Annotated in this window: 22 protein-coding genes; all 22 read right to left on the bottom strand. The window is 64.5% G+C overall.

Annotated features, from left to right (window positions below; translation table 11 throughout):
• A partial coding sequence (locus ACVLVH_RS23695) for a type IV secretory system conjugative DNA transfer family protein (RefSeq protein ID WP_498950329.1) occupies positions 1-938 on the bottom strand: 938 nt, incomplete at its 3' end.
• Positions 925-2067 (bottom strand): thioredoxin fold domain-containing protein, encoded by a 1143-nt coding sequence (locus ACVLVH_RS23700; protein ID WP_498950331.1) that lies wholly within the window; start codon positions 2065-2067, stop codon positions 925-927. The genes ACVLVH_RS23700 and ACVLVH_RS23695, both read right to left, overlap by 14 nt.
• Positions 2068-2082: 15 nt before the next feature.
• Positions 2083-3297 (bottom strand): secretion/conjugation apparatus DotM-related subunit, encoded by a 1215-nt coding sequence (locus ACVLVH_RS23705; protein WP_498950333.1) that lies wholly within the window; start codon positions 3295-3297, stop codon positions 2083-2085.
• Between the two features lie 110 nt (positions 3298-3407).
• Positions 3408-4079, bottom strand: a complete 672-nt coding sequence (gene excA, locus ACVLVH_RS23710) for a plasmid IncI1-type surface exclusion protein ExcA (protein ID WP_498950335.1) — start codon at positions 4077-4079, stop codon at positions 3408-3410.
• Between the two features lie 66 nt (positions 4080-4145).
• Positions 4146-6281: a DotA/TraY family protein gene (locus ACVLVH_RS23715; protein ID WP_498950337.1), complete on the bottom strand. Its 2136-nt coding sequence runs from the start codon at positions 6279-6281 to the stop codon at positions 4146-4148.
• A gap of 88 nt (positions 6282-6369) precedes the next feature.
• A complete protein-coding gene (locus ACVLVH_RS23720) occupies positions 6370-6573 on the bottom strand; it encodes an Hha/YmoA family nucleoid-associated regulatory protein (protein ID WP_222213606.1) in 204 nt (67 codons plus the stop codon).
• Positions 6570-6992, bottom strand: coding sequence for a hypothetical protein (locus ACVLVH_RS23725; protein WP_498950339.1), 423 nt, complete (start codon positions 6990-6992; stop codon positions 6570-6572). The genes ACVLVH_RS23720 and ACVLVH_RS23725 overlap by 4 nt, the downstream gene beginning before the upstream one ends.
• Before the next feature lie 15 nt (positions 6993-7007).
• Positions 7008-7397 carry a hypothetical protein gene (locus ACVLVH_RS23730; RefSeq protein ID WP_498950341.1) on the bottom strand — a complete coding sequence of 130 codons (390 nt, stop codon included), beginning with the start codon at positions 7395-7397 and terminating at the stop codon, positions 7008-7010.
• 11 nt (positions 7398-7408) lie between these two features.
• Complete coding sequence (gene traX / locus ACVLVH_RS23735; protein WP_498950343.1) at positions 7409-7981, bottom strand: conjugal transfer protein TraX; 573 nt, start codon at positions 7979-7981, stop codon at positions 7409-7411.
• Positions 7978-8739, bottom strand: coding sequence for a prepilin peptidase-dependent protein (locus tag ACVLVH_RS23740; RefSeq protein ID WP_498950345.1), 762 nt, complete (start codon positions 8737-8739; stop codon positions 7978-7980). The genes traX and ACVLVH_RS23740 overlap by 4 nt, the downstream gene beginning before the upstream one ends.
• Positions 8740-8758: 19 nt before the next feature.
• Positions 8759-9982, bottom strand: a complete 1224-nt coding sequence (gene traW, locus ACVLVH_RS23745) for a conjugal transfer protein TraW (protein ID WP_498950347.1) — start codon at positions 9980-9982, stop codon at positions 8759-8761.
• Between the two features lie 18 nt (positions 9983-10000).
• Complete coding sequence (locus ACVLVH_RS23750) at positions 10001-13051, bottom strand: putative type IV secretion/conjugal transfer ATPase (protein WP_498950349.1); 3051 nt, start codon at positions 13049-13051, stop codon at positions 10001-10003.
• Positions 13023-13643 (bottom strand): conjugal transfer protein, encoded by a 621-nt coding sequence (locus ACVLVH_RS23755; RefSeq protein ID WP_498950350.1) that lies wholly within the window; start codon positions 13641-13643, stop codon positions 13023-13025. Before ACVLVH_RS23755 ends, ACVLVH_RS23750 begins: the two co-directional genes overlap by 29 nt.
• A gap of 104 nt (positions 13644-13747) precedes the next feature.
• Positions 13748-14347 carry a hypothetical protein gene (locus tag ACVLVH_RS23760; RefSeq protein ID WP_498950352.1) on the bottom strand — a complete coding sequence of 200 codons (600 nt, stop codon included), beginning with the start codon at positions 14345-14347 and terminating at the stop codon, positions 13748-13750.
• Between the two features lie 163 nt (positions 14348-14510).
• A complete protein-coding gene (locus ACVLVH_RS23765; protein ID WP_280173394.1) occupies positions 14511-14897 on the bottom strand; it encodes a DUF6750 family protein in 387 nt (128 codons plus the stop codon).
• Positions 14898-14974: 77 nt separating this feature from the next.
• Complete coding sequence (gene traQ, locus ACVLVH_RS23770) at positions 14975-15514, bottom strand: conjugal transfer protein TraQ (protein ID WP_498950355.1); 540 nt, start codon at positions 15512-15514, stop codon at positions 14975-14977.
• Between the two features lie 9 nt (positions 15515-15523).
• Entirely contained in the window at positions 15524-16270 is a 747-nt protein-coding gene (gene traP / locus ACVLVH_RS23775; protein WP_498950357.1) for a conjugal transfer protein TraP, read from the bottom strand.
• Positions 16263-17567: a conjugal transfer protein TraO gene (gene traO / locus ACVLVH_RS23780; protein WP_498950359.1), complete on the bottom strand. Its 1305-nt coding sequence runs from the start codon at positions 17565-17567 to the stop codon at positions 16263-16265. Before traO ends, traP begins: the two co-directional genes overlap by 8 nt.
• 2 nt (positions 17568-17569) lie before the next feature.
• Positions 17570-18577 (bottom strand): DotH/IcmK family type IV secretion protein, encoded by a 1008-nt coding sequence (locus ACVLVH_RS23785; RefSeq protein ID WP_498950361.1) that lies wholly within the window; start codon positions 18575-18577, stop codon positions 17570-17572.
• 4 nt (positions 18578-18581) lie between these two features.
• Entirely contained in the window at positions 18582-19274 is a 693-nt protein-coding gene (locus ACVLVH_RS23790; RefSeq protein WP_498950363.1) for a DotI/IcmL/TraM family protein, read from the bottom strand.
• Positions 19275-19284: 10 nt separating this feature from the next.
• The gene (locus ACVLVH_RS23795) at positions 19285-19632 is read right to left on the bottom strand and encodes a conjugal transfer protein (RefSeq protein WP_498950365.1); all 348 of its coding nucleotides are present in this window, start codon (positions 19630-19632) and stop codon (positions 19285-19287) included.
• A 25-nt stretch (positions 19633-19657) separates the two neighbouring features.
• Positions 19658-23042: LPD7 domain-containing protein (locus tag ACVLVH_RS23800; protein ID WP_498950367.1), on the bottom strand; the 3385-nt coding region annotated here is incomplete at its 5' end.

Consider the following 23042-nt stretch of genomic DNA (forward strand, 5'->3'; position numbering starts at 1 on the left):
GCCACGCGGATTTCCTCGTGCCACTGCTCCTCAACCGCCTGCACGTAGAGTCCTGCAATTTTACGCAGCGGCAGGTGGGCCTGGATGGTGCGCTGCGACATCACCGAGCCCTCGCGCCGGCACTTATAGACCAGCGCGATCACCAGCGCCTGGTTCATCGAGCGCGCCTTCTCCTGCCATTCGCCGCCGCTGCTGCCGGTTTTGGGCAGCATGGAATCCATCAGGTTGATGGTGTAGGTTTCCTGCGCGATGCCGAACACGTTGGTGGTATTCGTCTGCGGGCGGCCCTTCACGTCTTCCAGCAACTCCTGCGCGCGGGAGCGACCACCGGTGATGAAGTTCATCATGCGCAGGTCGTCCTCACGGCCAAAGCGGCGCGCCATGGACATCATGGCCAGCGCCACGTCATTCTGCGCCTTGTGGTCAGAGAAAATGACGCCCTTACCCCAGCACAGCGCGTTAAATACCCAACCCAGCAGCGTCTCCGTTTTACCGGCACCGGTGGTGCCGAACATCAGCACGTGACGCGTCAGGTCATCCATGGAAAGCCACAGCTCCCGCCCGGCGTCCCTGCCGCGCAGGTACCCAGCGTACAGGATGCCGGCCGCGCGGCTCGTGTGAATGCGCACGGTGGCCACCGGCAGAAAGCCCAGCACCTTTGCCGGCACCTTTCGCTCGGTAGACGGATCGTCCCGGTTGATGTCGGTCGGCATGCGCATCGGCATCTTCCAGCGGCCGGCGGGCGCCACGACCAGCGCCCAGAACATCAGAACCGGCAGGCTCAGCACCAGCGTGGCGGGCCAGACGATGCCGGCCACCACGGCGGCCAGCATCCCCCAGGCCAGCGTGCCGGTTTCGCTCAACAGGTCGATGAGCCACGAGCGGCCAGCGTGCCGGTTGACGCGCGCGCTCTCGAGCGCAGCGTTATTGTCCGCCATGATCGCCTCCGTTTAAAAAGTCCGTAAGCGCCGCCGGCGAGCTCAGTACGCTCTGCGGCACGTAGCGGCCGTCGTCTGAAATCGTCCAGGGGGTGCCCGGCAGTCGGTAGGCCCGGAAGGCCACATCGTTGACGCCTATCGCCCCGCGCGCCGTTTCCGCCTGGTTCTCACTGGTGACCCCCGGTGCGACCGGTGCGGCGCCCGGCACGCCGATACCGGCATCGGCGGCAAACAGCTGCTTCCAGGCGGCAGGACGTTCGGCCTCGGGCAGCGCCATTACCAGCGTCAGCGTCTTCAGCGACGCCTCACGGCCCTCGATGGTGACCGGGAAAATCACCACGTTGACGGTGCCAGCAGCGGTTTCAAAGTGGCGCTCCATGCGCTGGCAGTTCGGGCATGCCGGGTCTGCGAACACGTAAATCGTGCGCGCGTGCCCGGACGACAGCGGTACGGTGAACAGCCCGCGCGATGCCGCGTTATGAAGTTTTGCCGGCAGCTCCGCGCGCACGCTCTGCGAGAGGTCCCAGCCGTCGGCTGGGGTGGCTGTGCCTGTCTGCCGGGGTTGCGGAGACTGCTGTATAAGCGGACGGCCAGGCTGCGGGGCATCATTAGGGTACGGCATCACGGTTGGGACATCTGGCTCAGCGCGCACGTAACCGGCAGGTTCAGCCGCTGAACGAACCACTGTACGGGCATCCACTGTAGTGAGCAGATGCGGGTCTTCGGGCAAGAAGAGGCGGGAAGCCAAAACGGCTGTTGTCAGCCACGCCCCCGTCAGGCAGGCCACCACAAAGGCATAGCCGATTTTCCGGCGTTTCCGTCCGCGAAGGCGTTTGCTCTCTACAGTGGTCAGCAGTTCACTAATGCAGCGGAGCAACTGTCCTGCATCCTCGGCCCTGTAAAGCGGTGCGAGCGCATCACGTGAGTTCTGCGCATACAGCCCGTCGCCGTGCATAACAAACCACGGCCTCTGTGTAATGGGCATGACAAAAAGCGGGGCTGATACAGCGGGACTGAGGAAGTGCGTGCCGTTCACCCCGGCGGCGTCCTGAGTCGCATAGCGGCGGACGCTCAGCAGGTCGCCGGTGATGTCAGCCACAAACGGGCCTTCTCTGCGTGAAAAATTCATGGTCATGTCCTTGTCTCAGCGCACGCCGGCGCCGTCAGAAAATTCATCTTCGCCCTGTCCGGGCAGATAAAGTGCGTCAGGGAACGGTATGTCGCGCTGCGGTTTCGCGCGTTTCGGCCGCGCGTCGCGCGGGTACACGAGCCCCAGCGACTCGAGCTCAAGCTGCAGGCCGGTCACTGCTTCATCCGTCATCAGCGGCGGGCGCGGCAGATTCATGCGCGCGGCCATCCGCTCCGCCCGCGCCTGCGCCACGATACCCGCTCCCTCCACGAACACCTTGGCGGTGTCAGCGGTGTGAAGTCCGTACCACAGCGTGCGGTCGCAGCCCTTCAGCCAGCGAAAGCGCGCCGGTGGCAGGCGGAGGTCGCGGCCATAGAGACCGGCCAGAGCGGAGCGCACCGTCCCGTGCATGTTCAGCCACGCGCTGACGCCCGGGCTGGCCAGCACGCGAGCCACGTGCTTTTCTGCAACCTGCCAGTCGGGCACGCTGCGAAATTCCGGCGCGCGAAACAGTCGGCGGGTCATGCAGGAGCGGTTCAGGTCATCCAGCAGCGTGGTGGCCGCCTTCCTGTCGCCGGTGAACACCTGCAGGCCAAAGACGGCCAGCAGCGCACGCTCATGCGGCTGCCACTGGTCAGGTGACGTTATGGCCGGTCCGTTCTGTGCATCGAATAAGGCTGTTGCCGCGTCACGATCGAGTACACGACGTTTGATCAGCCCGTGCTGCTCCGCAAACTCTTCGGGCTTCAGCGCCCAGGCGTTTTCCGGCGTGGTGTCGTTCATGAGCCCGTCCCCGCGATGCCCGGACAGCACGGGGATGACGGAAGGCGCGAAGGTGGCCATCACGCGCGGCAGCGAATGGATATCGATCGCGCGGCGGCTGCGAAAGCCCAGCGCAGGATGACGCGCCAGCGCCCAGCTGGTCACCGCGACTAACGGCACCATGGGCACGAAAAGAATGCCGGCGGTGAGGTTCATCACGTCGCGCCATTCGGTCAGCTTCACCGACTCCGCGCCGTTGCCGGTCACGGCCAGCAGGTTGATGCGTTCGGCGGCGTAGCCGTGAATCTGCGGAAAGTCGGCGAAGCGCCACAGCCAGTAAAGGAACCAGCAGCTCCAGCGCACAAAGTCAGCAAAGAAAAGCCAGCAAAGCAGCAGCGTCAGGCCAAGGGTGATCATCACCATGGCCGGCTCGTTATTGCCGGTGGCGTTCGGATTAGAGGTGTACATGTGAGAGTTTCCGGGATCGGAGACGGACGCAAGGGCCCGCCAGACTGCAGATAAGAAAACACCGGCGCGGGGCCGGTGTCAGAGGAAAAGCGTCAGAATGTCGGGATAAATCAGACGACCTGCGGGACCACCACGTTGTGTTCGAACTCAACAAAGCGGCTCTGGCGGCCAACATACTCCGGCCACGGCTCCTGCGGGAACGATTCTGAATAGCTCTTGTGGCTCATCGCGCCGATCGTATCAAACAGTTCTTTGGCCACCGTTGGATGCGCGTTAATACTCAGTACTGGCACTTCAGGATTCTTTGTATTAAGGCGAAGCGTACTGCCTTCAAGTTCGCGATTCGTCCAGTCATCCATCGTGATGCCAAGGACATCAACGACGCCTTTCTTAACCATGTTGATATACAGAATATTGCCATGCCGGGTATCGAGGCCCAGATATTTACCACGTCCCGCGTCCAGAACCTGATGCTGCTTTTGTGGGCTGAAACGCTCCTCACTGCTAAGCAGTGTGACCATTTGTTTAAGCTGGCGCTTCCGGGATACTTTGCCGTAACGGCGAACAATTAAAGGCACTATTGCCAATAACCACACAACTATAGCTACCGAATAAAATTGTGAATCCGCACCCGTGGTTTTACCTGTGGCTGTTCCGTATGCGATAAAAGCCATCGCAATACCGATAAACATCAAACAAGGTAGGGCCAAAAAATAATAGGCAAATTTTATTACAACCCAAAGACTTTCAATCCTAGAATCATGACGTTGTACTGTTTTCATGGCATCCTCCTGCCGCAATTCCTCTGATTAAATTATACGCATGACTGTAAATAAAGCCAGGTGAAATTACTTAATTCCGTCCTCTTTAGGCGAGCCACTATTAGGTGCTTTTTGTAGACCAGGCACCCTGCGGGATCCGCCGCCTGCCGCAGCAAACATGCCTTTGACGTCATCAACCAGTCCGCCCATGATGCCGGCCATTCCTGCACCACCCAGGAACGTGATCACATAGTCGGCGAGCGTTGCCTGCAGTCCGAAGACTCGCGTGACGCCGAAGGTGGCGATACGTGCATAAATCAACAGCCAGCCGATCATTTTAACTAAGCCGATTATTGAGTCAGCATTTGCGTTAGCTAATGCTGCACCGAAAAGCATGTTCAGCAGCGTCCCTCCAGCCATTACAGCTACGGAAGCAAAGAAAAAACCCAGCACCATGAGTGAGGGACGCAACATCATGTCAATAAGGAAGATATATCCATAAGCACTGCGGCTTCCCTTGTCCTCTTCTGCTCCTAAATGAGTAGCCGACCACATAGGCCCCGCCGCACAACCGACCATGACGCTTACCAGCCAGTTAAACACTCCCACCATCCAGTAAAGAAAGGGCACCGCCGGCAGAAATACCGCCAGCGAAAATCCAACTGCGAACAGCAGTAACATCACGAAATAAAACGGCGGTGAGAGCTCCGTCAGAACATCTTTAACAACTGCTCCCGGATTGACGAAAAGCAGACCGCCAATTTTTCCCAATACTGAATTATCCGCAGTAGATGCAGCAGCGAGAGTGAGTGTATAAGCCGCCAGAGCAGTTTCGGTGGCACCTAAGGTGTAGTCACCGATGGTTTGCATTTTAATTAAAGGGTTAACTTGTTCCGAGAAACTAGCCTCAGTCCCTACTTTCCATATAGCAATAGAGTTAGTGATTTTCTGCATCGGACTTTTATAAAAACTCACAAATACCGCGTCCGGGTCTGTCGCATTAAGAGCAGCCCCATCATCTTTAGCCGTCTGCGAACCCAGAGGCGCCGTATAAGTGCTGTTCTGCACCTGCGATCGATACGCCGTAAATACCTGGTGATACAGGTCACCGGTGCCCGTTTCGCCGTGCAGGCTGGCCCCTGACGTCACCGGCGCCGCGTTGGCCACCTCGTTCGTTTTGCTGTTGGCCGTCGCAAAGGTGTTGTACCAGGCGCCCAGCGATATCCAGCCGTAGGTTTTAAGCTGCGTCGTCAGCTGGCTCTGCAGCGAGTCTTTGTAGTTCAGCTGATTCAGCGCGTTGTTAACCGTGGTTTCATACGCGGCCGCCGCATTCTGAATGGTGGTCTCCGGATCGCTCAGGGTACCGGTATCCTGATCACGCCGGCTGAGGTAGGCATCGACGTAAGCCTGCGCGGCGGCATCGAGCGTGGACTGCATGGTGTCCAGCGCGCCTCGCGATGCCGTGGTGACGCTCGCCGTGTTCACGGCCGACCCAAACAGGCTGTCCATGACGCCGGTTGACGGCTCGGGGATGCGGGCGCTGCCGCAGAGCGCGCTGCCGTTACCCGTGGTGTAGTCGCCGTTTCCGCCTTTCGTTTCCATCAGCGCCGTTCGCGCCTGCCCGTCCTGATAGAGCGAGGACAACTCGCGGTTGGTCGCGTACTTGCACAGGTTCATTTCGAACACCGCGCGCGCCGCCGAACGCGTGGAGGGTGCCGTGGGCTGCACGACAAGCGACATCCCGCTGCTTATCATGTCCGCCGCCTTGTCGGTGAACAGGTTCGCGCTGCCGATGCCCATGGTGGAGGCCGCCCACAGCATCACCAGCTGCGACAGCGACCAGCCGGACGCGGTCGGTATGATCGTGATAAAGCCGGCAAAGCTCATCACGGGATGCAACATGGTCCGGCCGGCGCTGAATACCTTACCGTCCTGTCCACTTTTGAACACCGTCTTCAGCGTCACGATGAGGAACCACACCAGCGCGACCGAGCAGAGCACGCCGTTCAGCAGCGCAAACAGCGAGCCGATAAGCGTGGCCTGCCCTGGCTGAAAAGGCGTAAGCACCACGTCGCCGAATATCATTACCAGCGCCTGCCGGGACAGGTCACCGGTCTTGCTGGCGGCATCGCTGATGGTCTGGTAGTCCACGCCGTCGGCGAACGCCGGGCAGGACGCGGCGCACAGCAGAGCCGCCGCCTGAATTTTTGTCAGTAGCTTCATGGTTTACCTGTGGGTCAGGGGATGACCTGAGTGAAAAGTATTGAGGTTGGCAGTATGGGAACGGCAGGCGGGCTGAATACGCTTAACGTTATTCCACGAACCGCCACACGTGCATCGGCACGCGATCGAAAAGCCTGCCGGCGGCGAGCTCCGCCCTGCGGTGGTCCCAGGCACAGGTCATCGCATACTCGTCCGCCGGGTCGCCGCTGTATTTCAGCATCTCGTAAACCTTCTCCAGCGTGTCGGGCGACTGGTGACGCCGGAACTTCAGCAGCCATTCATCACGGGTCATGAGCTCTCTCCGTCCGATACGCGCCTCAGGGCGCTGACAAACCGGCTGACCGCCGCCGGCTCAAACAGCAGCTGCCCTTCGGACCTGACCGGCACCGGCAGCGTGATACCGCGCAGGCGCTTACGTCGGCTGACGGCCTGCCAGAGCGCCAGCGGCGCAATGCCCGCCTCTCTTGCAAACGCATCAAGCGGTATCAGGGGTTCGCCGGAGGGCGCGGGATGATCCGCAGGCTCCCGGGCGTGCCAGCGCGCAGCAAACGCCGTGGCCTCAGCCTGATCGAACATCAGTGCCGCACCGCGCACCTGCCTGCGGGCAGGCAGCAGCATGCCGTCCAGCTCGCCCGTGCTGCGCACAGCGTGAAGCAGCTCTCCCGGCCGCACTCTCAGCAGGCCGGCTAAAACATCAAGCCGCATATACATGGCTTATCTCCTTTTTCAGAGTCCCGGCAGCTGACCTGCCAGCCAGAGCAACGGCGTGAGAACGAGCGTGAGGCCTGCAGGAAGCAGCAAAATTAACAGCAGATACCGCCACAGCGATTCCGCAGCAGCGTGTTCCTTCACCGGAAGCAGCAGCTCAATGGCGTACTCAAGCGGTGTGATCTCCTGCTCAGCCGCGCCAGAGAGACGCAGGCTGTGCCGCGCTTTACGCAGCTGGCTGAGTGCCTCAGTGCTGTGCTCCTGTGCCGTGAAATCATCCTGCTCCCGACTGGCGCGCCGTGCGCCGTGCAGCAGGTTCGAAATGGTCTCCTTGCGATCACCCAGACTGGCGTTATCCAGTAGCGTAATCACCCGGATAAGAAGCTGTTCGAGTGTTTGATTTCGCATGCACAGTCTCCTTAAAGCAGGCCGCCGCTCAGCACCTGCCGGCACCAGCGCGTCTCCTGCAGAAAGTCCTGAAAACTGCCCTTCTCTGACGCCGACACCCGCTTTTCCGTCAGCTGCCACAGGCGGAAGCTGGTGACCAGCGCCTGCACGAACCCGGTCGCCGCGAGCAGCAGCAGCACGAGCATCACGCAGCCCACGCGCAGCCAGCCGGTCCCGCCGATGCTGCTGCCTGCAGCAATCAGCGCAAAAAGAAAGCCCACCACCGGCAGGCCGGTGAGCCACATCAGTCCCCACCATATCCAGCGGCTGACGCGCAGGTTACGCGATAGGCGGTCGGGCGTAAGCCCGCTGTCCGCCACCGCCTGCGACCAGTCAGCGGGGCGATAATCTCCGCCGCCGCGCCCTGCCGTGACCTCGCGCAGGCGCTGCCACAGGCGCGAAACGTTGCGCCCGGCGTGGCGGCTCCAGCTGGACACCTCCCACGCCGGCAGGACCACGTTCAGCGCTATCCAGCCCACACGCTTCGGCGTGATGCGGGACGTCTTTGCGCTCCCTTGCGGAGCGGCTGAATCAGAATCTTTCACAGGGAACCTCCTTCTGCGGTCAGGGTTGGCTCAGCGAGCGAAAACGTTACGTGGTGAAGCGCCGCCATCGCCTGCAGCGCGTTAAAGAGGAAGCCGTACACGGACGTCAGCTCCTCACTTTCCATGCAGCGGATGTCGGGCGTCAGGAAGATGACCTGTCCCTGACGCTGGCGCAGCGCGCTGAGGCTGAATCCCGGCGCGCCCGTGAACGTCTCCGCCACGTGCGGATGGTGGAAGATGGCCATGCGGCCGCGAATAGCCAGAACAGACTCGCCGGCGCCTTCATGCGTCAGCAGCGCGCGCGCCGCCTGCAGCGCCGGATGGTGCGGATACTGACGGCTCCAGCGGGCGATCGCCGTCCACAGATCGTCAGCCCACAGCTGACCGGCCAGCGCACCGAGCCCGGATGAGCGCCCGATAAAGTGGGCCGTGTCGTCCGCGAACGCCAGCACGCAGGCCATCAGGCTGCGCGTCAGGTCGCTGTGCCCGTCTGCCGGAAACAGCGCGGCGGCCAGCGCCTCGCTCCCGTCCGTGGCGGACACGTGGCGCAGCGCGCCCAGCACGTCCCATACGTCGCCCTCCTGCGTCTGTCCCGGCGCCAGGCGCCACGCCTGCCACAGCGTTTTCCAGCGCGGCGCCTGCCAGAAGGCCTCCCACAGCGCGCCGCAGGGGTCCAGCACCAGAACCGGGCCGGCGGCCGCGTCCAGCAGGGAAGAAAGCGCGCCGGCGTCCGGCGCGAAGGTACCGCTTGTCGTCATGGAATGCTCCGTAAAGGAATTACTTAGCGCTCACGCCGGCGCTCATCTGCGAGGACAGCGCCTGCAGCTGCGGGGCGTATTCATTTTTTGCCGCCAGCGCCAGCTGCTGGCCGCTGATGATGTTGGCCTGACGCAGCTCGTTTTTAATGCCGAGCGCCAGCCAGTTGGCCAGACTCTGCTGGCGCGCCATCTCGCGCGCCAGGTTGTCGCCGTCCATGCCCTGCAGGTCTGTGACCCACGCGGTGTTGGCGTAGCGGCGGCCCACCTCGAACGCCTCAAACTCGCGCTCGCTCATGGTGCCGGTCTGCTTTGCCTGCGCCGACGCGGTCTGCTGGAAGTAGCTTTCCGCCGACGGCGCCTGCCGCGCCTCGGTGAGCGCCGCCTGCGTGGCGTCCTGCGGCTGGCTCGCCGCCACCATGTCCAGCTGCGGCTGCATCGCCGCGCTCTGCATCGCCTTGTACTGCGTGAGCAGGCCCTGATACTCCTGACCGGTGGCGGTCTGGATTTCACCCTTGCCCGGCGTGCGCCCGGCGTCGAGCTTCGCCGAGTTGTTCACGTAGGCCATCGCCGCATCGGTCTGTGCCTGGGTAAATGTGAGCTCGGGGTCTTTACCCGCAGGACCCGCCCCGTCGTAAAGCGATCGCGCCTCGGTGTCGCCGCCCGGCAGCGGCGAGACGCCCGGGCACAGGCCGGTACCGCCGTACAGCTTCGCCTCCTCCGCCGTGCAGTAGCCCGCGTGAATCAGCGCGCTGCGATAGCCGCCCTGTCGGGGCGAGGTGGGCAGGCTTGCCAGCGTCTCCCGCACGACCGCACTCGACACGCCGCTGCCGCCGGCAAGCTTTGACGCCGCCGCGCGGGTTGCCTGACTCACCTGCGCGGCCGTCCCGGAAGCCGACTCGCTGCAGATGCTGTCCGGCACCGTGTAGGCCGCCCGGGCCTTCTCCAGCCGGTCCGCCTGACGGTTAAAGTTCTCCGCTTCGCGCTGCGTACGTGCCGCTTCCGTAATGGCCGTGGTGGTTTTGTCCGAGGACTGCACCACCGCCGTGCCGGTCTCCTTCTCCGCCGACAGGATTTCAGCCAGCGTGGCCTGCATAGTCTGCAACGCCGGCATGACCTGCGTCTGAATGGGAATACTGCTCATTTCTTCGGTCGGGTACGCCAGCGCTTTCGGCGCCAGCGCCGCCAGCACGCAGGCGGCAAGCAGCCGGCGCCCCGCGGGGCGCCATGGTGTGGATTTATGCATGTCAGAATTCCTGAGGGGTCAGAGGTCGTAGCCCTGTTTATCGATTAGCTCGGTGGCGAGCGTGCGGATGACGTTGTCGCCGCGCGCCTCGCCCGCGGTGCGCTGACGGTGCTCGATGACCTTCTCGGCCGAGCCGTTCGGGAAGAAGCGCCCGAGGATGCGCCGGGCCGTGCCGGCGCCGACGTCGTTTTCAAGCATGCGGCGCAGCGACATATCCACCGGCGTGGTGCTGTGGCCCCACAGCTCCTCCGGACCCACCGTGTTTTTCATGATGTGGGCAATGGTGCTGCCTCCCTTAATGCGGAAGATGCCAAGGAACGGCACCCCGCTGCCGTCTGCCGCCGGGCCGCTGCCCATGCGCTCAAAGCGGTCAAGCGTGGCGTCCGGCACCTTAAAGCGCTCTTTCAGCAGTTTCCTGTCCTCAGGGTCAACGCCGACCATGTAGACGGAGTTGGCTGACTGGCGCAGCGCGTCGGGCATGTCGCGGAAGTACTGCGAGGACAGCACGGTGCGCACGCCAAACTTGCGCTGCTCGCGGTCGGCGGTTTCGAGCATCGGGAAGATAAAGGGGACGCCCTTGGCGTTGTGCAGCTCGTCGTACTGGCGGGTTTTAACCTCCTGGTCGAGCTGATCCACGCGCGCGCGGTGCATAGGGTGCCAGCGTTCGTGGAGCGCGGGAAAGAGCTCATCCTGATACTGAGGCAGCACGAAGTCGCCGCCCGCGATGTGGCCGGCAAACAGGTACATCATGCCGGTCTGCAGGTAGCCCGCCTTTGACTTGTCGCCGGCGACGTACTGAATGTCGACCGTAATGACGCGCGCCTTCGGGCTTATCATGAAGCGCGTGCGCCCGGCGAACATGCGGTACTGGCCGCAGGCGTCGCGCAGGCAGCGGGCGATATACTCAATCAGCGGCTCGCTGCTGCCGTCGCGCTGGATGTTGCCGTACATGCTGCGAAAATCCTCGCTGAGCAGGCGCGGCGCCATGTCGGCGAGCTCCGGCACCGCTTGGAACTGCGCGCGCTGCGCGGCGTCCGGGTGGTCCGCGTCCTGCAGCAGGTCCCGCACCTCGTACCATGTAGCGTTGTCGCGGTATTCCGGGTGCGCCTCCCAGATGCCAGCGTCACTCAGTGCCGCGTCTACCTCCGACACGAGCCCCGGCTCGTAGCGGCGCGGTTCCTCGCGACAGGCCTTAAACGAGTCGCTGACCAGTCGGCGCAGAATAATCGGCGTATCGCGGCCGTTGGGCGGCACGCCGGTGCCGGGGTCGATGCACAGGGCCTGCAGCGCGTTCTCCATAAATTCGGATTCATAGCTGAGCGGCATCGAAAGCCCCAGCTGGATGTCGAACAGGTTGCGGCAGTGCTGCGCGTCGTTGCGCAGCACGATGTTCAGCACCTCATCCTGACGCTCCGGCGGGAGCGCCCCCCGCAGTATCGAGACCATGCCCTGCACGCTGAACCCCTTATCAATGCCGGCAAAGAAGGGTAACTGCTGCTGCGCGGACATCGACATGATGATCGGCTGCCGGTTGATGAACACCGATTTACCGCCGCCGGACTCGCCGGCCACGATGCTGGTTTTCTTGGTCTGGTTGGAGGGCGCGAGCGCAACCGGCATCAGCTTGCCGTCCGGCGACACAAACAGCGCGTTGCCGTCCTCGCTCCAGGCCGTCGTCGGACGGGTAAGCGGCATCAGGTTCAGCGCCTCAGACAGCGGCGGATACATCAGGCACGGCCCGCTTGACGCCGACGAGGCCGTGAGCGTAGCCACCCACGCCTTAACCGGGTCGCCGAAGGTCTGCGTTACGCCGCATATCCCCCACGACGTCAGCGCCTGCTGCAGCAGCGTCAGGTTGCGCGTCACCGTTTCCGGTGAGTCCCCCCAAGTCGCGGCCGTGATGGTCATCATACACACCGGCTCGTGCATCTCGCGTTCGGCCAGCATCGAAATGGAATCGAAAATCGGTTTCAGGCCCGGCACCCAGGAGGCCATGCTCAGCACGACGTGCTTGCCGCCGAGGCGACGCATGCCGCCGGGCATCAGGTCCTTGCGGATGCGGAACGGCACGCTGCGCGGAATAAGTTCGCGCAGGCGGGCAAAGCTCTGCGGACTCTGCGGCCCGAGGTTCACGGCGAGCGTGCCGTGCCAGACGCCTTTAATTTTGATCAGGTTGTTGCGTATCTCATCAACGCCCGCGCCCATGACCTGAAAGTTAAGCCAGGGGGCCAGCAGCGCGGTGGCGTCCTCACCCTGACGCACTCCCCGGGGGATAATGCGATCGTCCGGCAGCAGCGGCTGCCAGTCATGGCCCGTGCCCGGGTCCACCTGCGCGCGCAGCACCCGCCCGGCTTCGTGCGCATCGATGCGGCGCATCAGTACGCCCTTCCCGCTATCGCCGAGCGCCCGCTCAACCTGCGAGAGGAAGGCGTCGTGGCGGATTTTAAGGCCCGCCAGCTCGGTGAGCAGCGGATTCTGCCCAAATGCGGCCGCCGGGCTGCCCTTCACCAGCTCCTTCAGGCGGGCGTTTTCATCACGCAGTTCGTGCCCGGCCAGCACGCCGCGGCCGCTGTAGCAGACAAGCCAGGTGCGCTCGCGGTTCACCCACGGCGTGAGCTTCTTCACCTGCTCATCGAGCATGTATTTCAGATCCAGGCCGGTGCGCTTCAGTGACTGATACTGCGGCGCCAGCAGCCGACTGATGACAGCCCCGCCGCCGTCCGGATCGCACTCGTGTACGGTGCTGATTTTATGACCCGTATGCCGATAGTGGGAGTTTAAGGACTCAGTCATGCGGTCAAGCCGCCCCTGCCACGCATCGTCATGCCCGGCGGCAAGCTTTTCGTCTGCCTCACTGTAGCTGCCGGCAACTTCATAAACCGTCAGATAGTCACCGCGATGAGTGACCATGATGTACGGCGCGCTCAGCTCCGGGTGACGAATGCGATCGTCGTCGGTGAGGCGCACCACGGTCTGCAGATCGCAGTAGTCGGGCAGATCGCGCGACACGGCAAAGCGCGTCGCGGCGGTGATCACTTCTTCAGTCCAGCGGATAAGGCGGTTTGGCATACAGGTCGCTCCGGGTATAGGTCGCCCATGCCGGGGTATGCACCGCGCTATCGGCGGTGCGGCCCAGCGGCAGCAGCAGGGTCAGGTCGGTAAAAACGTCAGCGGGCAGAATGAGCACGCAGCCTTCGAGCCGCTGCTGCATCTGTGCGCGCTTTAACGGGGGAAGTCGCGCGAAGGCCGCGGCGAACTCGGGCGCGCGGGAGGTGCCCCACATGCACTCCACCTCGCGTGCGTGACGGGCCAGCCAGTTCCAGACGCGCCTGCCCTGTTTACGCACGGCTTTACTCTCGCTGTGCTGCCCGATAAGCGCACGGCGCTGCAGATTGATGATGTCGGCGGCGGGGGCGTCAGGCAGCCAGGCCAGATGTCCGTGTGCCGCCGTGGGGCTGTCGAGGTTAAGGGTCAGCCAGCACAGCGTGCAGACCGGCTGCGCGTCCGGCCCCTGCCACAGACGCTGCGCGCGCGTACCGCAGCAGCGGCACGGTGGCCCGGCTTCAAGGGAAACGGGCCTCGGGGCAGCGTCTTCGCCGCTGACGTCCGGCAGGAGCGGCAGCAGGCCGCCCGCCGGAGAGGGTGAGGGATAAACAGACACAGGAAGTCCTTACAGGCAGGGCCTGATGCAGATGATGATGCCGTAGTGATGTAAAATTCAGAGAGGTTGGTAGCGGTGGTGCAGCGCCAGTCTGATGGCGGTTATCAGAAACCGCCCACTGCTGTGTGCACATAATGCAGTGCCATCCCGACAGCGGTCATGAACAGAACTGCCCGTGTGATCGTGGCGAACTGCGGCGCAAAATTATCCTGGCTGATTGATTCTGCGACCGTCGTCAGCAGCGCATACACAATCAGCGTCAGAACACTGATACAGTCAGGTGGCCGGTATACAACAAGCGCTAAAAAGGCAGGAGAGACCAGCATCAGGATTATGCCCGCCAGATCTGACCACGCTCTGTACCAGGGGAGCCGTGACACGCTGACAGGTGGCGCCTCGAGCGCCGCCTTTTCCAGCCGCTTCAGCCAGTCAATCAGCTGCTGAATTTCCGCCGCAGCTGAACTCCCTCTGCCCTGTTCGCGAACGTTGTGAAACTTCTCGTCACGAATATAATGGGTCAGCATCGATATATCGGTGGGATCCGGATAGCCTGAAGGATGGTTATCCAGCCGCATTTCAGTAATGAGCCTCAGTACCAGCTGACGCTTGCGGACATCTGCAAACGTGCGGGTTCTGGCATTCGTGAGTATGTGCCACAGACCGGTGTCGATAACAGTGGCATTCAGGCCCGGCAGTAGATTCATCCAGAGTCCTTAATAAGATTCATGAGTCATCACCTCTGTAAGGCACCCGACCTTCATCTGACGCCAATACCAGCCGTAAGAAATCAGCTTTTCCGTAAGAAGCTCAGGAAAGGTTCAGACGGAACCGTGAAAAGTGCCGCCCCGTGATGGGGCGGCCGGTCAGTTAACTGACGCTCACCGGCGTCATGCCCATCTGCGTCATGCCGCGCTTGATGATTTCCGGGATACCCATAGCCAGCATCCCGCCAACAATGGCCAGTACAATCATCCAGGGCTTGATCTGCGGGTTGTTCTTCATGGCCTTGATGGAGAGAAGCCCGCCGGCGAACGAAAAGAACCCGATAACCTGAATAATGACGATCCCGCTGGTCTGCAGGGACTTGGCGCCCTCGGATACATTTTTTCCCATATCCGCTAAGTCACCGTCGGCCATGGCCACCGGCGAGATAAGGGCAAGCCAGGCGCAGAGTGCGCGTAAAGTCATGCGGCGCAGGGTTTCAGACAGCATCAGGACGCGTGCGTATGCCGCGCAGTAAAAGCGAGTAATCATGGTGTTTTCCTTAATGAATAAGAGTGGCCGGATGGCCGGGTGAATCGTCCATGAGGACGGAAGTTATTGAATCTGCCTCAGCGCATACCGAGGGTTTTCTGTAAGGCATCGAGCAGGTAGGGGCTGCACACGAGCAACACCCCAAGGATAAATCTCACGGTACCTTTGTTGACGTCGTCGCCCGCCGTCAGGCATGAGTGGCCATCTTTACGGGAACGGCGCCACAGCATCACGCCCGCCAGTGCGAACCAGACGCCGACCATACGAAGCAGGCTCAGCAGGGCGTTGGCCGCGACCGCGCCCTGCCCGAAAGTCCCCTGATCCACGTAGCTGATGGCGTCAAACGAAACCTGCCAGCCCACCTGCCGCGCCCCCGCGCCGATAAGCTGGTCCAGCCCCACCAGGCAGCCCGACAGCAGCAGACAGGCCACCACGGCCCCGCCGCTCGCCGACTGACCGGGCGCCTTGCGGGCAAGCCACGACTGGCGGACCAGAAAGCCGCCGGCACCGAGCACGCCGAACAGCGACCCCAGCGTCAGGGCCAGAGTGATGAACGAGCTCTGCAGCCCGGATGCCAGGTTAGACAGCATGGTGATGCCGTCAAGCGATCCTCCCATGACGCCTCCCTAGCGCAGCACGCCGGCGCTGGTTGTGACGCTGCCTTCAGACGCGTTAACGTCGCGCACGGTGACGCCGCCAAGGGTATCCCCCGCCTGCACCGCCCACGTCCTGCCCTGCCAGCTGACCCACGCCATCCCCTCCTGCAGGCTTTCCAGCCGCATGCCGGAAAGCGCCGATCGCGTCGCGCGCTTGCCGGCGGCGTGTCCGCCCCCCTCGGGATAAGGCCGCGCGGCCAGCACGGTCAGCTGATTACCCAGCCGGGCGTTTTCCTGCGCGATGCCGGCAAGCTGCTGCTGCAGGCTGGCCAGCGCCTTCGTCTGCGCGCGCACCGTGTCCGACAGGCGGGTGATCGCCTCGCGGTTGGCCGCCTCAAACTCGCGCCCCTCGCGGATGAGCTTCACCACGTCGTCCGGCACGCTGCCGGCCGGTTCCGCCACGCTGAGCGCGGCGGCGGGGACGCTGAGTCCGCCCGTCTGCAGCGGCGCTGGCGCGGACGCGGCAGAGGCGGGCTGCACCGCTTCAAGCCCGGCGTCCTGCCCGAACGCGCGCTGGCTGGCATCCAGTGAGGAGCCCGCGGGCCAGAACAGATACCAGCCGAGGAAGCCCATCACCAGCCCTATACCCGCCAGCCAGGGCAGGGAGTAGCCCATCAGCCGCGGGCGCGTCAGAAAGCTCTGCTGCTGCGGGGCGGGCGGTGAAGCGGCGGGGGTGACCGGCGCGATGACCGCCGGCTGCGGATCGAATTCATTCACGGGGCATACCTCTCTGTTCGGCGGCGCGGATGCGCGCCTGGGTTTCTTCGCGCAGGTCCGCGGCGCTCGGGGTCGGGTTGCTGCTCAGTGCCGCCGGCGACGCGTTGCCACCGGTCGCCTGCGATACGCCCTGCGGCGACTCGGCGTCGGTGCTGTAGACGCCGCGCATAAACTGGATGGCCACCACCTCGCCGTTTTTCACCGTTACGGTGCGATCCGGCAGGCGGGCCGCGTCGCTGTTCAGCACCTGCGCCGCCTGCTCCGCCGTGCCGCCGGCAATCACCCCGGCCACCGCCGTGCCGTCCGGCGTGGACGGGCGCGTGGTGACGGTGTTGAAGCCGTTGCTCAGCAGCTGCGTGTTGGCCTGCGCGTAAAGCTGGCCCGCGCTGCCGATGCCCTTGAAGATGGACGGCAGCACGATGCGACGGAAGTAGTGATGGTCGACGTCGGTGGCAATGTTGGCCACGAGCGTATCGTCCTGCAGCGCATAGGCGTCCACCTTGTAGTTCTGCCCGTTCAGCGCCATCGTGGTGAAGTGGATGATGACCCCGTCGCCGGACAGCTTCGCCCCTTCAGGCGCCTGCAGTACGGCGCCCGCATACTGGCCCGTGGTGATGCGGCCCAGCACCGGCGTGGTGCCGTTATCCGAGTTCACGCCGGTGTAAATTTCACCCGGCCCGCGCCAGTAAGGCGCCACCACGACGGTGGCCGGTGGCGTATTCGCGGCGAGCTGACGGCTGCGCGCGGCGGCCTGCTGCACGTAGCTGCCCGGCTGCGAGTCGCGCCATGCGGCCCAGCCGCCGTCCTTTCCGCCCAGCAGCTGCGCGGCTGGGAGGTCGGTCTGTGGCTCCGCCTGGATTTTTGCGAGCAGTGCGGTCAGCGACTTCTGCCGCGCCTCGCTGAGCGCCTTCTCCTGCTCCTGCGTGCGCCCGTTACCCTGCGGGCGGGGCAGCTCGCGCGGCGTCACGGCTGGTGCGACCTTTGGCGTTTCTTTCGGCGTGACCACGTCCTGCTGCAGCGGGATGCTGGCGATGAAGCTGCCGTCCGAGGCGGCGGCGGTCTGCGCGCCCCGGGCGTTGTTTTCGCGCAGCAGCTCGCGGTAGGCCGCCTGCTCCTGTGCGCTCACCTGCGTGCTGCCGCCTACCCGCGTCAGGTTAACGCGGGAAGGTTCAGGCGGCGGTGCGGCAAAGTAGCTGTACAGCGCGTAGCCGCCCCCCGCCACCACCACGATGCCGCCAAGGATCAGGCCCATCATCAGGCGGATGTTGCCGCCGCCGGTGTTCTGTTGATCGCTCATGATTACTCCAGGGCAATGCTGAGGGCTTCGGTGCGCCCGTCAACCGAGAAGGCCACGCGCGGTGTCACCGGCAGCTTCCACAGGTGGGTGCCGTCTGCCGACGAAAGCGTGGTGTCGAACTCGTCGCGGATGTCCGCGCGCGAGCGGATGTAGAGGTCGTCGCCCTGCTGCCACACCGCCGTGTCCGGCACGCTGCCGGTGGTCTTCAGGCGCTTCGCGCCCGACGGTGGCACGCCGTCCAGAAACGCCTGCAGCACGTCGTCGTGCAGCCCGATGCGCGAGGGGCCCGGTGCGTCAGGCGCCGCGCCCGGCCCGCGGCGGGGAATGCGCAGGTCAAGGCGCGCGTCCACCGTCCAGGTCTTTTTCGCCGTGTCGGCCTCACCGCTCATCACGCTTATCTGCAGCGGCACCGGCAGGCCCTCAAGCCCCACGGTCACCAGCGTGTTCACGAAGTCGCGCTTTGCGGTGATGACCATAAAGGACATGCCCGGGATCCACTTCACGTCGATGTCCGGGGAGCCGCTCACCGGGTCGCCGAGGATTTTCCAGGGCGCGCCGGTGCTGTCGATAAAGCTCACGGTCGCTGGCCAGTTCACGGCGGTGCGCACCAGCGGCAGGCTCGCGCCGGGCTGCAGGCTCACCGTCTGCGCGGTGATGCGCGGTACCGCCGTAATACCCGGCGTGGCCAGCGCCCGGTTCTGCTCGGTCTGCTGCGCACGCAGCTGGCGGATTTCATCGGGCGTCAGCGGGGCAATAGTCGCCTGCGCCTGGTCATACGTGACCGAGGTGGGCGGCGGCAGCGCCTGCCCGGGGAGCGGGCCTGCCGCTGCCGGCGCGGCGGGCGCGCCCGTACCGCCACCTGTCTGGCCTGTCGCGGCAGCACCGCCGGCGGAAGCAGTCGAGCGCCAGCCGCCGTCGGTGCCGGCTGCCGGGGCGGTCCCCGTTGCCGTGGCGGCGCCCGCGCTGCCGCACAGCGCCAGCCACAGGGCCAGCGTGCGAAAGTTGCTCATAGCATTATCCTGCGTTGTTGGTGATGGTCTGCGTGACCTCAAGGCCGCGCGGTTTGAGGCGCGGATCGGCCTGCTGGATGCGCAGCGTGAAGATGTAGCGCAGCGGCGGCGTACTGGTGTTCTGGCCCTGCAGGCGCAGCGTCACGGGATACTGGAACTCCCACGTGTAGCGTCCGCCCACCACGCCGCGACGGGTGATGACGCCCGGCTCGACGGTGTTGGTCAGGTTCATGCGCTTGTCCTTCACCAGCGACAGGGTGTTGGAGTCGGTGCTCAGCGCCCTGTTGTAGCCGGTGAAGCCCTCCTCCGAGAAGTCAGCGGCCGCGGCGGTCATCTGGTCGCGGTAGTGCACGAAGTCGAGCGTAAACGCCTTGCTGATGGTGTCCGCACCAAACTGCCTCACGTCGCTCTCGCTCCAGACCGGCTTGTCCGTCGGATAAAGCGGGGTGATGCGCCCCGCTTCGGTAGCAAAGTACTCGCGCGGGAGAAACACGATGTAAACGGCAAGGGCGCCGATGACGATCGCCTGAATGACGTTGACGCTGAGGCTCCAGCCCAGCCTCTTCAGGCAGGTGCGCGCAAACTCTGCGCCAAGCGTGCGCTCGTGCTGCGCGTGCAGGGCGTGCTCATAGGCGTCCGGGTCGGTCAGGACCACGGCCGCCTCCTGAGGCGGCGGGGTGTGTTGGGGGTTGTGCATGCGGTACTCCTTACATTCCGTAGGACTGCCACGGATCGATGCTGGTCGGCAGGTTGCTGTTGATTTTGTCCGTCAGCGCCCCGCAGACCTTCTCTGACGCCTGGTTCATGATGTCCTGCAGGCTCGGCAGGTTCGGCAGGCTGATGGAAATGTTGCGGATGCCGGAGAGGCAGTTCTGCAGCTGATCGGACGTCTGGCTTTCACGGGCGGCCCACGCGTCGTTAGCCTTTTTGGCGGCGTTATAGCCCGCCTCGCTGCCGGTCTGCGCGGCGCTGCCGGCGCGACAGGTTGCGGCGCCGGCGGCAAAGGCGGTGCAGCAGAAAAAGACCGCCACGAGGGCGGTCAGGGGTTGTTTCATGTCAGTTCTCCTGTCAGGAAGTGGCTTACACCGGGCGGGGTGGGGTGACCGGCGCTGCCTGTGGTGCCACCGCCGGCCGGTCCTTTGGGGCGGCAGCTTCTGCCTTGTAGCGCTCGTCGTAACCAAGACGGGCGTGCAGCGCGGCGGGCACGTCTGCCGGAGCGTCGAGCTTCGCAATGCGCGGCTCAGCGTCACCGGTGAGGCGCACCACCACGTGCTCGCGCGGCACGGGCTGACCGTTTGAGCGGTTGATGCCGTTGCCGCTGCCGACAGGCTGCGCCCCTTCCGGCGTCAGCAGGTTGACCACCATCGGCGGTGCGTCAGCGCTGCCCGGCAGGCTTACCAGCACGTGCTGATAGGTGCCGCCCTGACGTACCACGCCCTGCAGGTAGTCCCCGTCGCCCTGCACCAGGTGCAGGTCGAGCCGGCCGTCATCGCCCCACGCGGACATCACCGGGATGCCGGCGCGCTCGTTGTGCGCAGGGCGCGGCGCTGAGAGCGCATCGCCCGCCTGCGCGCTGCCCTGCCCGTCCGGCTTCAGCCAGTACAGGCCGTCGGCCGGCTTCGGCGGCGCGTCGACGTCCAGTCCGAGGCGACTCACCAGCGTGTGCTGGATCTGGGTGTAGCGGTTCACGTCCACGGCCGCGAGCGGCACCATGTCGTCTGCTCCGGTCTGTACCCGGGCTCCGCCCACCGGGGCCAGTGACCACTGATTGCGTCGGGTCTGAACCTTTTCGTACTGGCCGGTAAAGTTACCCTGCAGGTCCTTAACGGGCTTGTTAACGGTGACCGGCTGTTCGCCCTGCCACTGCAGCGTGACCATGCGCCCGGGCTTCAGGTTGGTTTCGCGCAGCAGGCCGGCAAGCTCCTTGCCCCAGAAGGTCTGCGGCCCCTCTTTAGTACGCAGGGTAATAAAGGTGCTTTCGCTCTGATCCGCTTCAAAACGGAACGGCGCCTGCCCGCAGGCGGTGACCTTGCCGGTCACCGGCTCCCGCGCCTTTTCCGCTGGCGTATGAACCGCCGGTGAAATCTTCGGCGCGGCGGGCTCAGGCGCCGGTGCAGAAGCGGGCTGCTGTGACGCTGTCACGGGCGCTGCGCTTTGTGCGTGAGCCTGTGCAGGCGCAGCCTGCGCCTCCGGCGTTACGGGCGGCGTCTCAGTGGCCCGCGGTGCCTGCGGGTCACCGCGTACAGCATCAGCTGGGGCGGCCGGCGCCACGGGCTGACCCGCTGCGCGGCGCGCGGCGTCCAGGTCCGCCTGCTGGCTGGCGTTTTTCATGCTTACGTCAAGCTTATTGGCCACGATGACGCCGATCGCAAACGCCTTAAACTCGTCGCTGCCGGTCAGCTCAATGCGCCCCTGATAGTGATTGGCAGCGGTCAGCAGCGCGGCGAGCACTTTCTCCTGATGCGCGCTGGCGCCCTCTGCCATGACCAAGCGATTACCGCGGTCAATGAAGGCCGCCTCGCCGTCCAGCTTGTACAGCACGCTTTTGCCGTCCGGGTGCTTCTCGTGCGTGACGCGGCTCAGCAGCTTATCGGCATCGATGCGTGCCTGTTTCGATCCTGATGAGGCTGGTGCATCTTCATCCTGCGCCGCCACGCGCGGTGCGCCGACCAGGATGGCATTTTCTGCACCAAATGCGGAGGTCAGCGGGTTGACCGGCGGCACGGCTGGCTGCGGAACAGCCTCCGCCATGGGTGCTGCTGCTTCATGCGCAGGCTCCGGCGCGCGGGCTACGGGTTCAGGTCGGGCCTCCGCTGCTGCCGTCTGCCAGGAGACATCCGGCACAGCAGAAGCAGCGGGAGCTGAGACCGATGGGGCCGGTGGTGTCTGCTCAGCTGCCGTGGCGGGCACCGCAGACGGTTGGGATGCCGTTGCAGCTGGCGCCGCATTAGCCGGCGGAGCCGTCACACTGGCGTCTGTCACCGGTGTCGCTGGTTCAGGCACGGCGGCCACGGGCGGTGTGGCAACGGGTGTGGCCGCAGCGGCCGGTAGCGGCGGTGCGCCCAGGTTCGCAAAGGCCCCTTCTGCGGCTGACAGTGCCGCCGGCGTGACGTTGCCGGTCTCTGAGAGCCGCACGACCTCATTGCGCAGCACCGCCAGGTTATCCTCAAACTGAGCGCGCGTGACCTCACCGCGAACGAGCAGACCAATCTGCGCCTCAATGCGTGAAGGGACGCTGGCAACGTCGAGCGAGGCGGATCCGGGATTGCGGGAGAGGTAGTCTCCGCGGGGAGCCGGTGCGTCCGGCGAGGGCATACCCGCAAGTCCACCCTGCGTGACGCGGTCAAACGCGCCCTGCACTTCTTTCAGGTGGCCGCCGGCATAGACGCCCAGCGCCTTTGCATCATCAAGCTGCGCCTGCAGTCGCGCCACGTTTTCCATCAGCGCCGGCGCCGTCGTTTCACCGCGGGCCAGCGACACAAATTCATCGCGCAGGGCCGTCTGAATACGATCAAGCGCCGTGGCGTTCGGGTCAGCGGCGGACGCCGGCGGCAACTGAGCCGCGAGCACCACCGCGCCAGCCGAATACTGCGCGGCGCGCTCAGGGCTCTCCAGTGATGCCATGCGATCAAAGACCGCGCGCGTTTCCTCCTGACGCCCGGGCGTAAAGCTCCCCGGGTCGGCGCGGGTAAACTCGCCGTAAAGCATCCGCACCTCACGATCAAACTGCGCTCGCGTCACGTCCCCGCGCGCCAGCAGCGCGTACTGCTGACCCACCCTGTCTGGCACGGTATTAATATCAAGCGTGCCGCCGGTCGGGTGCAGTGAACTCCAGGTATCGCGCTGCCCCAGCAGGCCACGCAGGCGGCTGAACCCACCCACCTCCATGACGTTTGCCCCTGCCATTCCGCCCTGCGTCACCCGGTCGAAGACCTGCTGCATCTCCTTCACGTGCTCACGGGTGTACACGCCGGATATCGCCGCGCTCTCGACGCGTGAACGCAGCGTGCTGATGTCCTGCAGCAGCGCCGCCGGTGAGACCTGACCGCTGGCCAGCGCGGCCAGCCTGTCGCGCAGTTCGGCGCCGGTGCCGTAGAGCCCGGTGAATCCATCAAAGGTGCCCGGTGAAGCCGACGCCGGCGTCACCGGTGCTTCGGGTGCTGGCTGCGCTGTCGCGACGCTTTCAGCCGCCGGCGCGGTGGCAGGTTGCGCTTCGGCAGTCGATGTCACGCCGGCCGCCGGCAACGGGACATCAGGTTCGCTGACGTTAACGGCAGGCACCTCTGCAGGCACAGAGGTCGCGGCCGGGATGACCGGCTCGCTCACAGTGGCTGCAGACGGAGTGCTGTCCGCCGCCGGCGCGTCTGCCTGCTGCGCCTTAAGAATGCGATACACGCTGGTCTGCCCGATGCCGAGCTGCTCAGCAATCTTCGCGGGCGTGAGCCCTTCATCACGCAGCTTCAGG

Source organism: Kluyvera sp. 1366, from assembly GCF_054823405.1.

Excerpts from the sequence above, each read along its gene's own strand:
- traW (WP_498950347.1), bottom strand. The coding sequence starts at position 9,982 with ATGCATAAATCCACACCATGGCGCCCCGCGGGGCGCCGGCTGCTTGCC.
- ACVLVH_RS23720 (WP_222213606.1), bottom strand. The coding sequence starts at position 6,573 with ATGACCCGTGATGAATGGCTGCTGAAGTTCCGGCGTCACCAGTCGCCC.
- ACVLVH_RS23740 (WP_498950345.1), bottom strand. The coding sequence starts at position 8,739 with ATGACGACAAGCGGTACCTTCGCGCCGGACGCCGGCGCGCTTTCTTCC.
- ACVLVH_RS23760 (WP_498950352.1), bottom strand. The coding sequence starts at position 14,347 with ATGAATCTACTGCCGGGCCTGAATGCCACTGTTATCGACACCGGTCTG.
- ACVLVH_RS23785 (WP_498950361.1), bottom strand. The coding sequence starts at position 18,577 with ATGAGCAACTTTCGCACGCTGGCCCTGTGGCTGGCGCTGTGCGGCAGC.
- ACVLVH_RS23725 (WP_498950339.1), bottom strand. The coding sequence starts at position 6,992 with ATGTATATGCGGCTTGATGTTTTAGCCGGCCTGCTGAGAGTGCGGCCG.
- ACVLVH_RS23715 (WP_498950337.1), bottom strand. The coding sequence starts at position 6,281 with ATGAAGCTACTGACAAAAATTCAGGCGGCGGCTCTGCTGTGCGCCGCG.
- ACVLVH_RS23765 (WP_280173394.1), bottom strand. The coding sequence starts at position 14,897 with ATGATTACTCGCTTTTACTGCGCGGCATACGCACGCGTCCTGATGCTG.
- ACVLVH_RS23750 (WP_498950349.1), bottom strand. The coding sequence starts at position 13,051 with ATGCCAAACCGCCTTATCCGCTGGACTGAAGAAGTGATCACCGCCGCG.
- ACVLVH_RS23795 (WP_498950365.1), bottom strand. The coding sequence starts at position 19,632 with ATGAAACAACCCCTGACCGCCCTCGTGGCGGTCTTTTTCTGCTGCACC.
- excA (WP_498950335.1), bottom strand. The coding sequence starts at position 4,079 with ATGAAAACAGTACAACGTCATGATTCTAGGATTGAAAGTCTTTGGGTT.
- ACVLVH_RS23705 (WP_498950333.1), bottom strand. The coding sequence starts at position 3,297 with ATGTACACCTCTAATCCGAACGCCACCGGCAATAACGAGCCGGCCATG.
- ACVLVH_RS23700 (WP_498950331.1), bottom strand. The coding sequence starts at position 2,067 with ATGAATTTTTCACGCAGAGAAGGCCCGTTTGTGGCTGACATCACCGGC.
- ACVLVH_RS23730 (WP_498950341.1), bottom strand. The coding sequence starts at position 7,397 with ATGCGAAATCAAACACTCGAACAGCTTCTTATCCGGGTGATTACGCTA.
- ACVLVH_RS23790 (WP_498950363.1), bottom strand. The coding sequence starts at position 19,274 with ATGCACAACCCCCAACACACCCCGCCGCCTCAGGAGGCGGCCGTGGTC.
- traO (WP_498950359.1), bottom strand. The coding sequence starts at position 17,567 with ATGAGCGATCAACAGAACACCGGCGGCGGCAACATCCGCCTGATGATG.
- traQ (WP_498950355.1), bottom strand. The coding sequence starts at position 15,514 with ATGGGAGGATCGCTTGACGGCATCACCATGCTGTCTAACCTGGCATCC.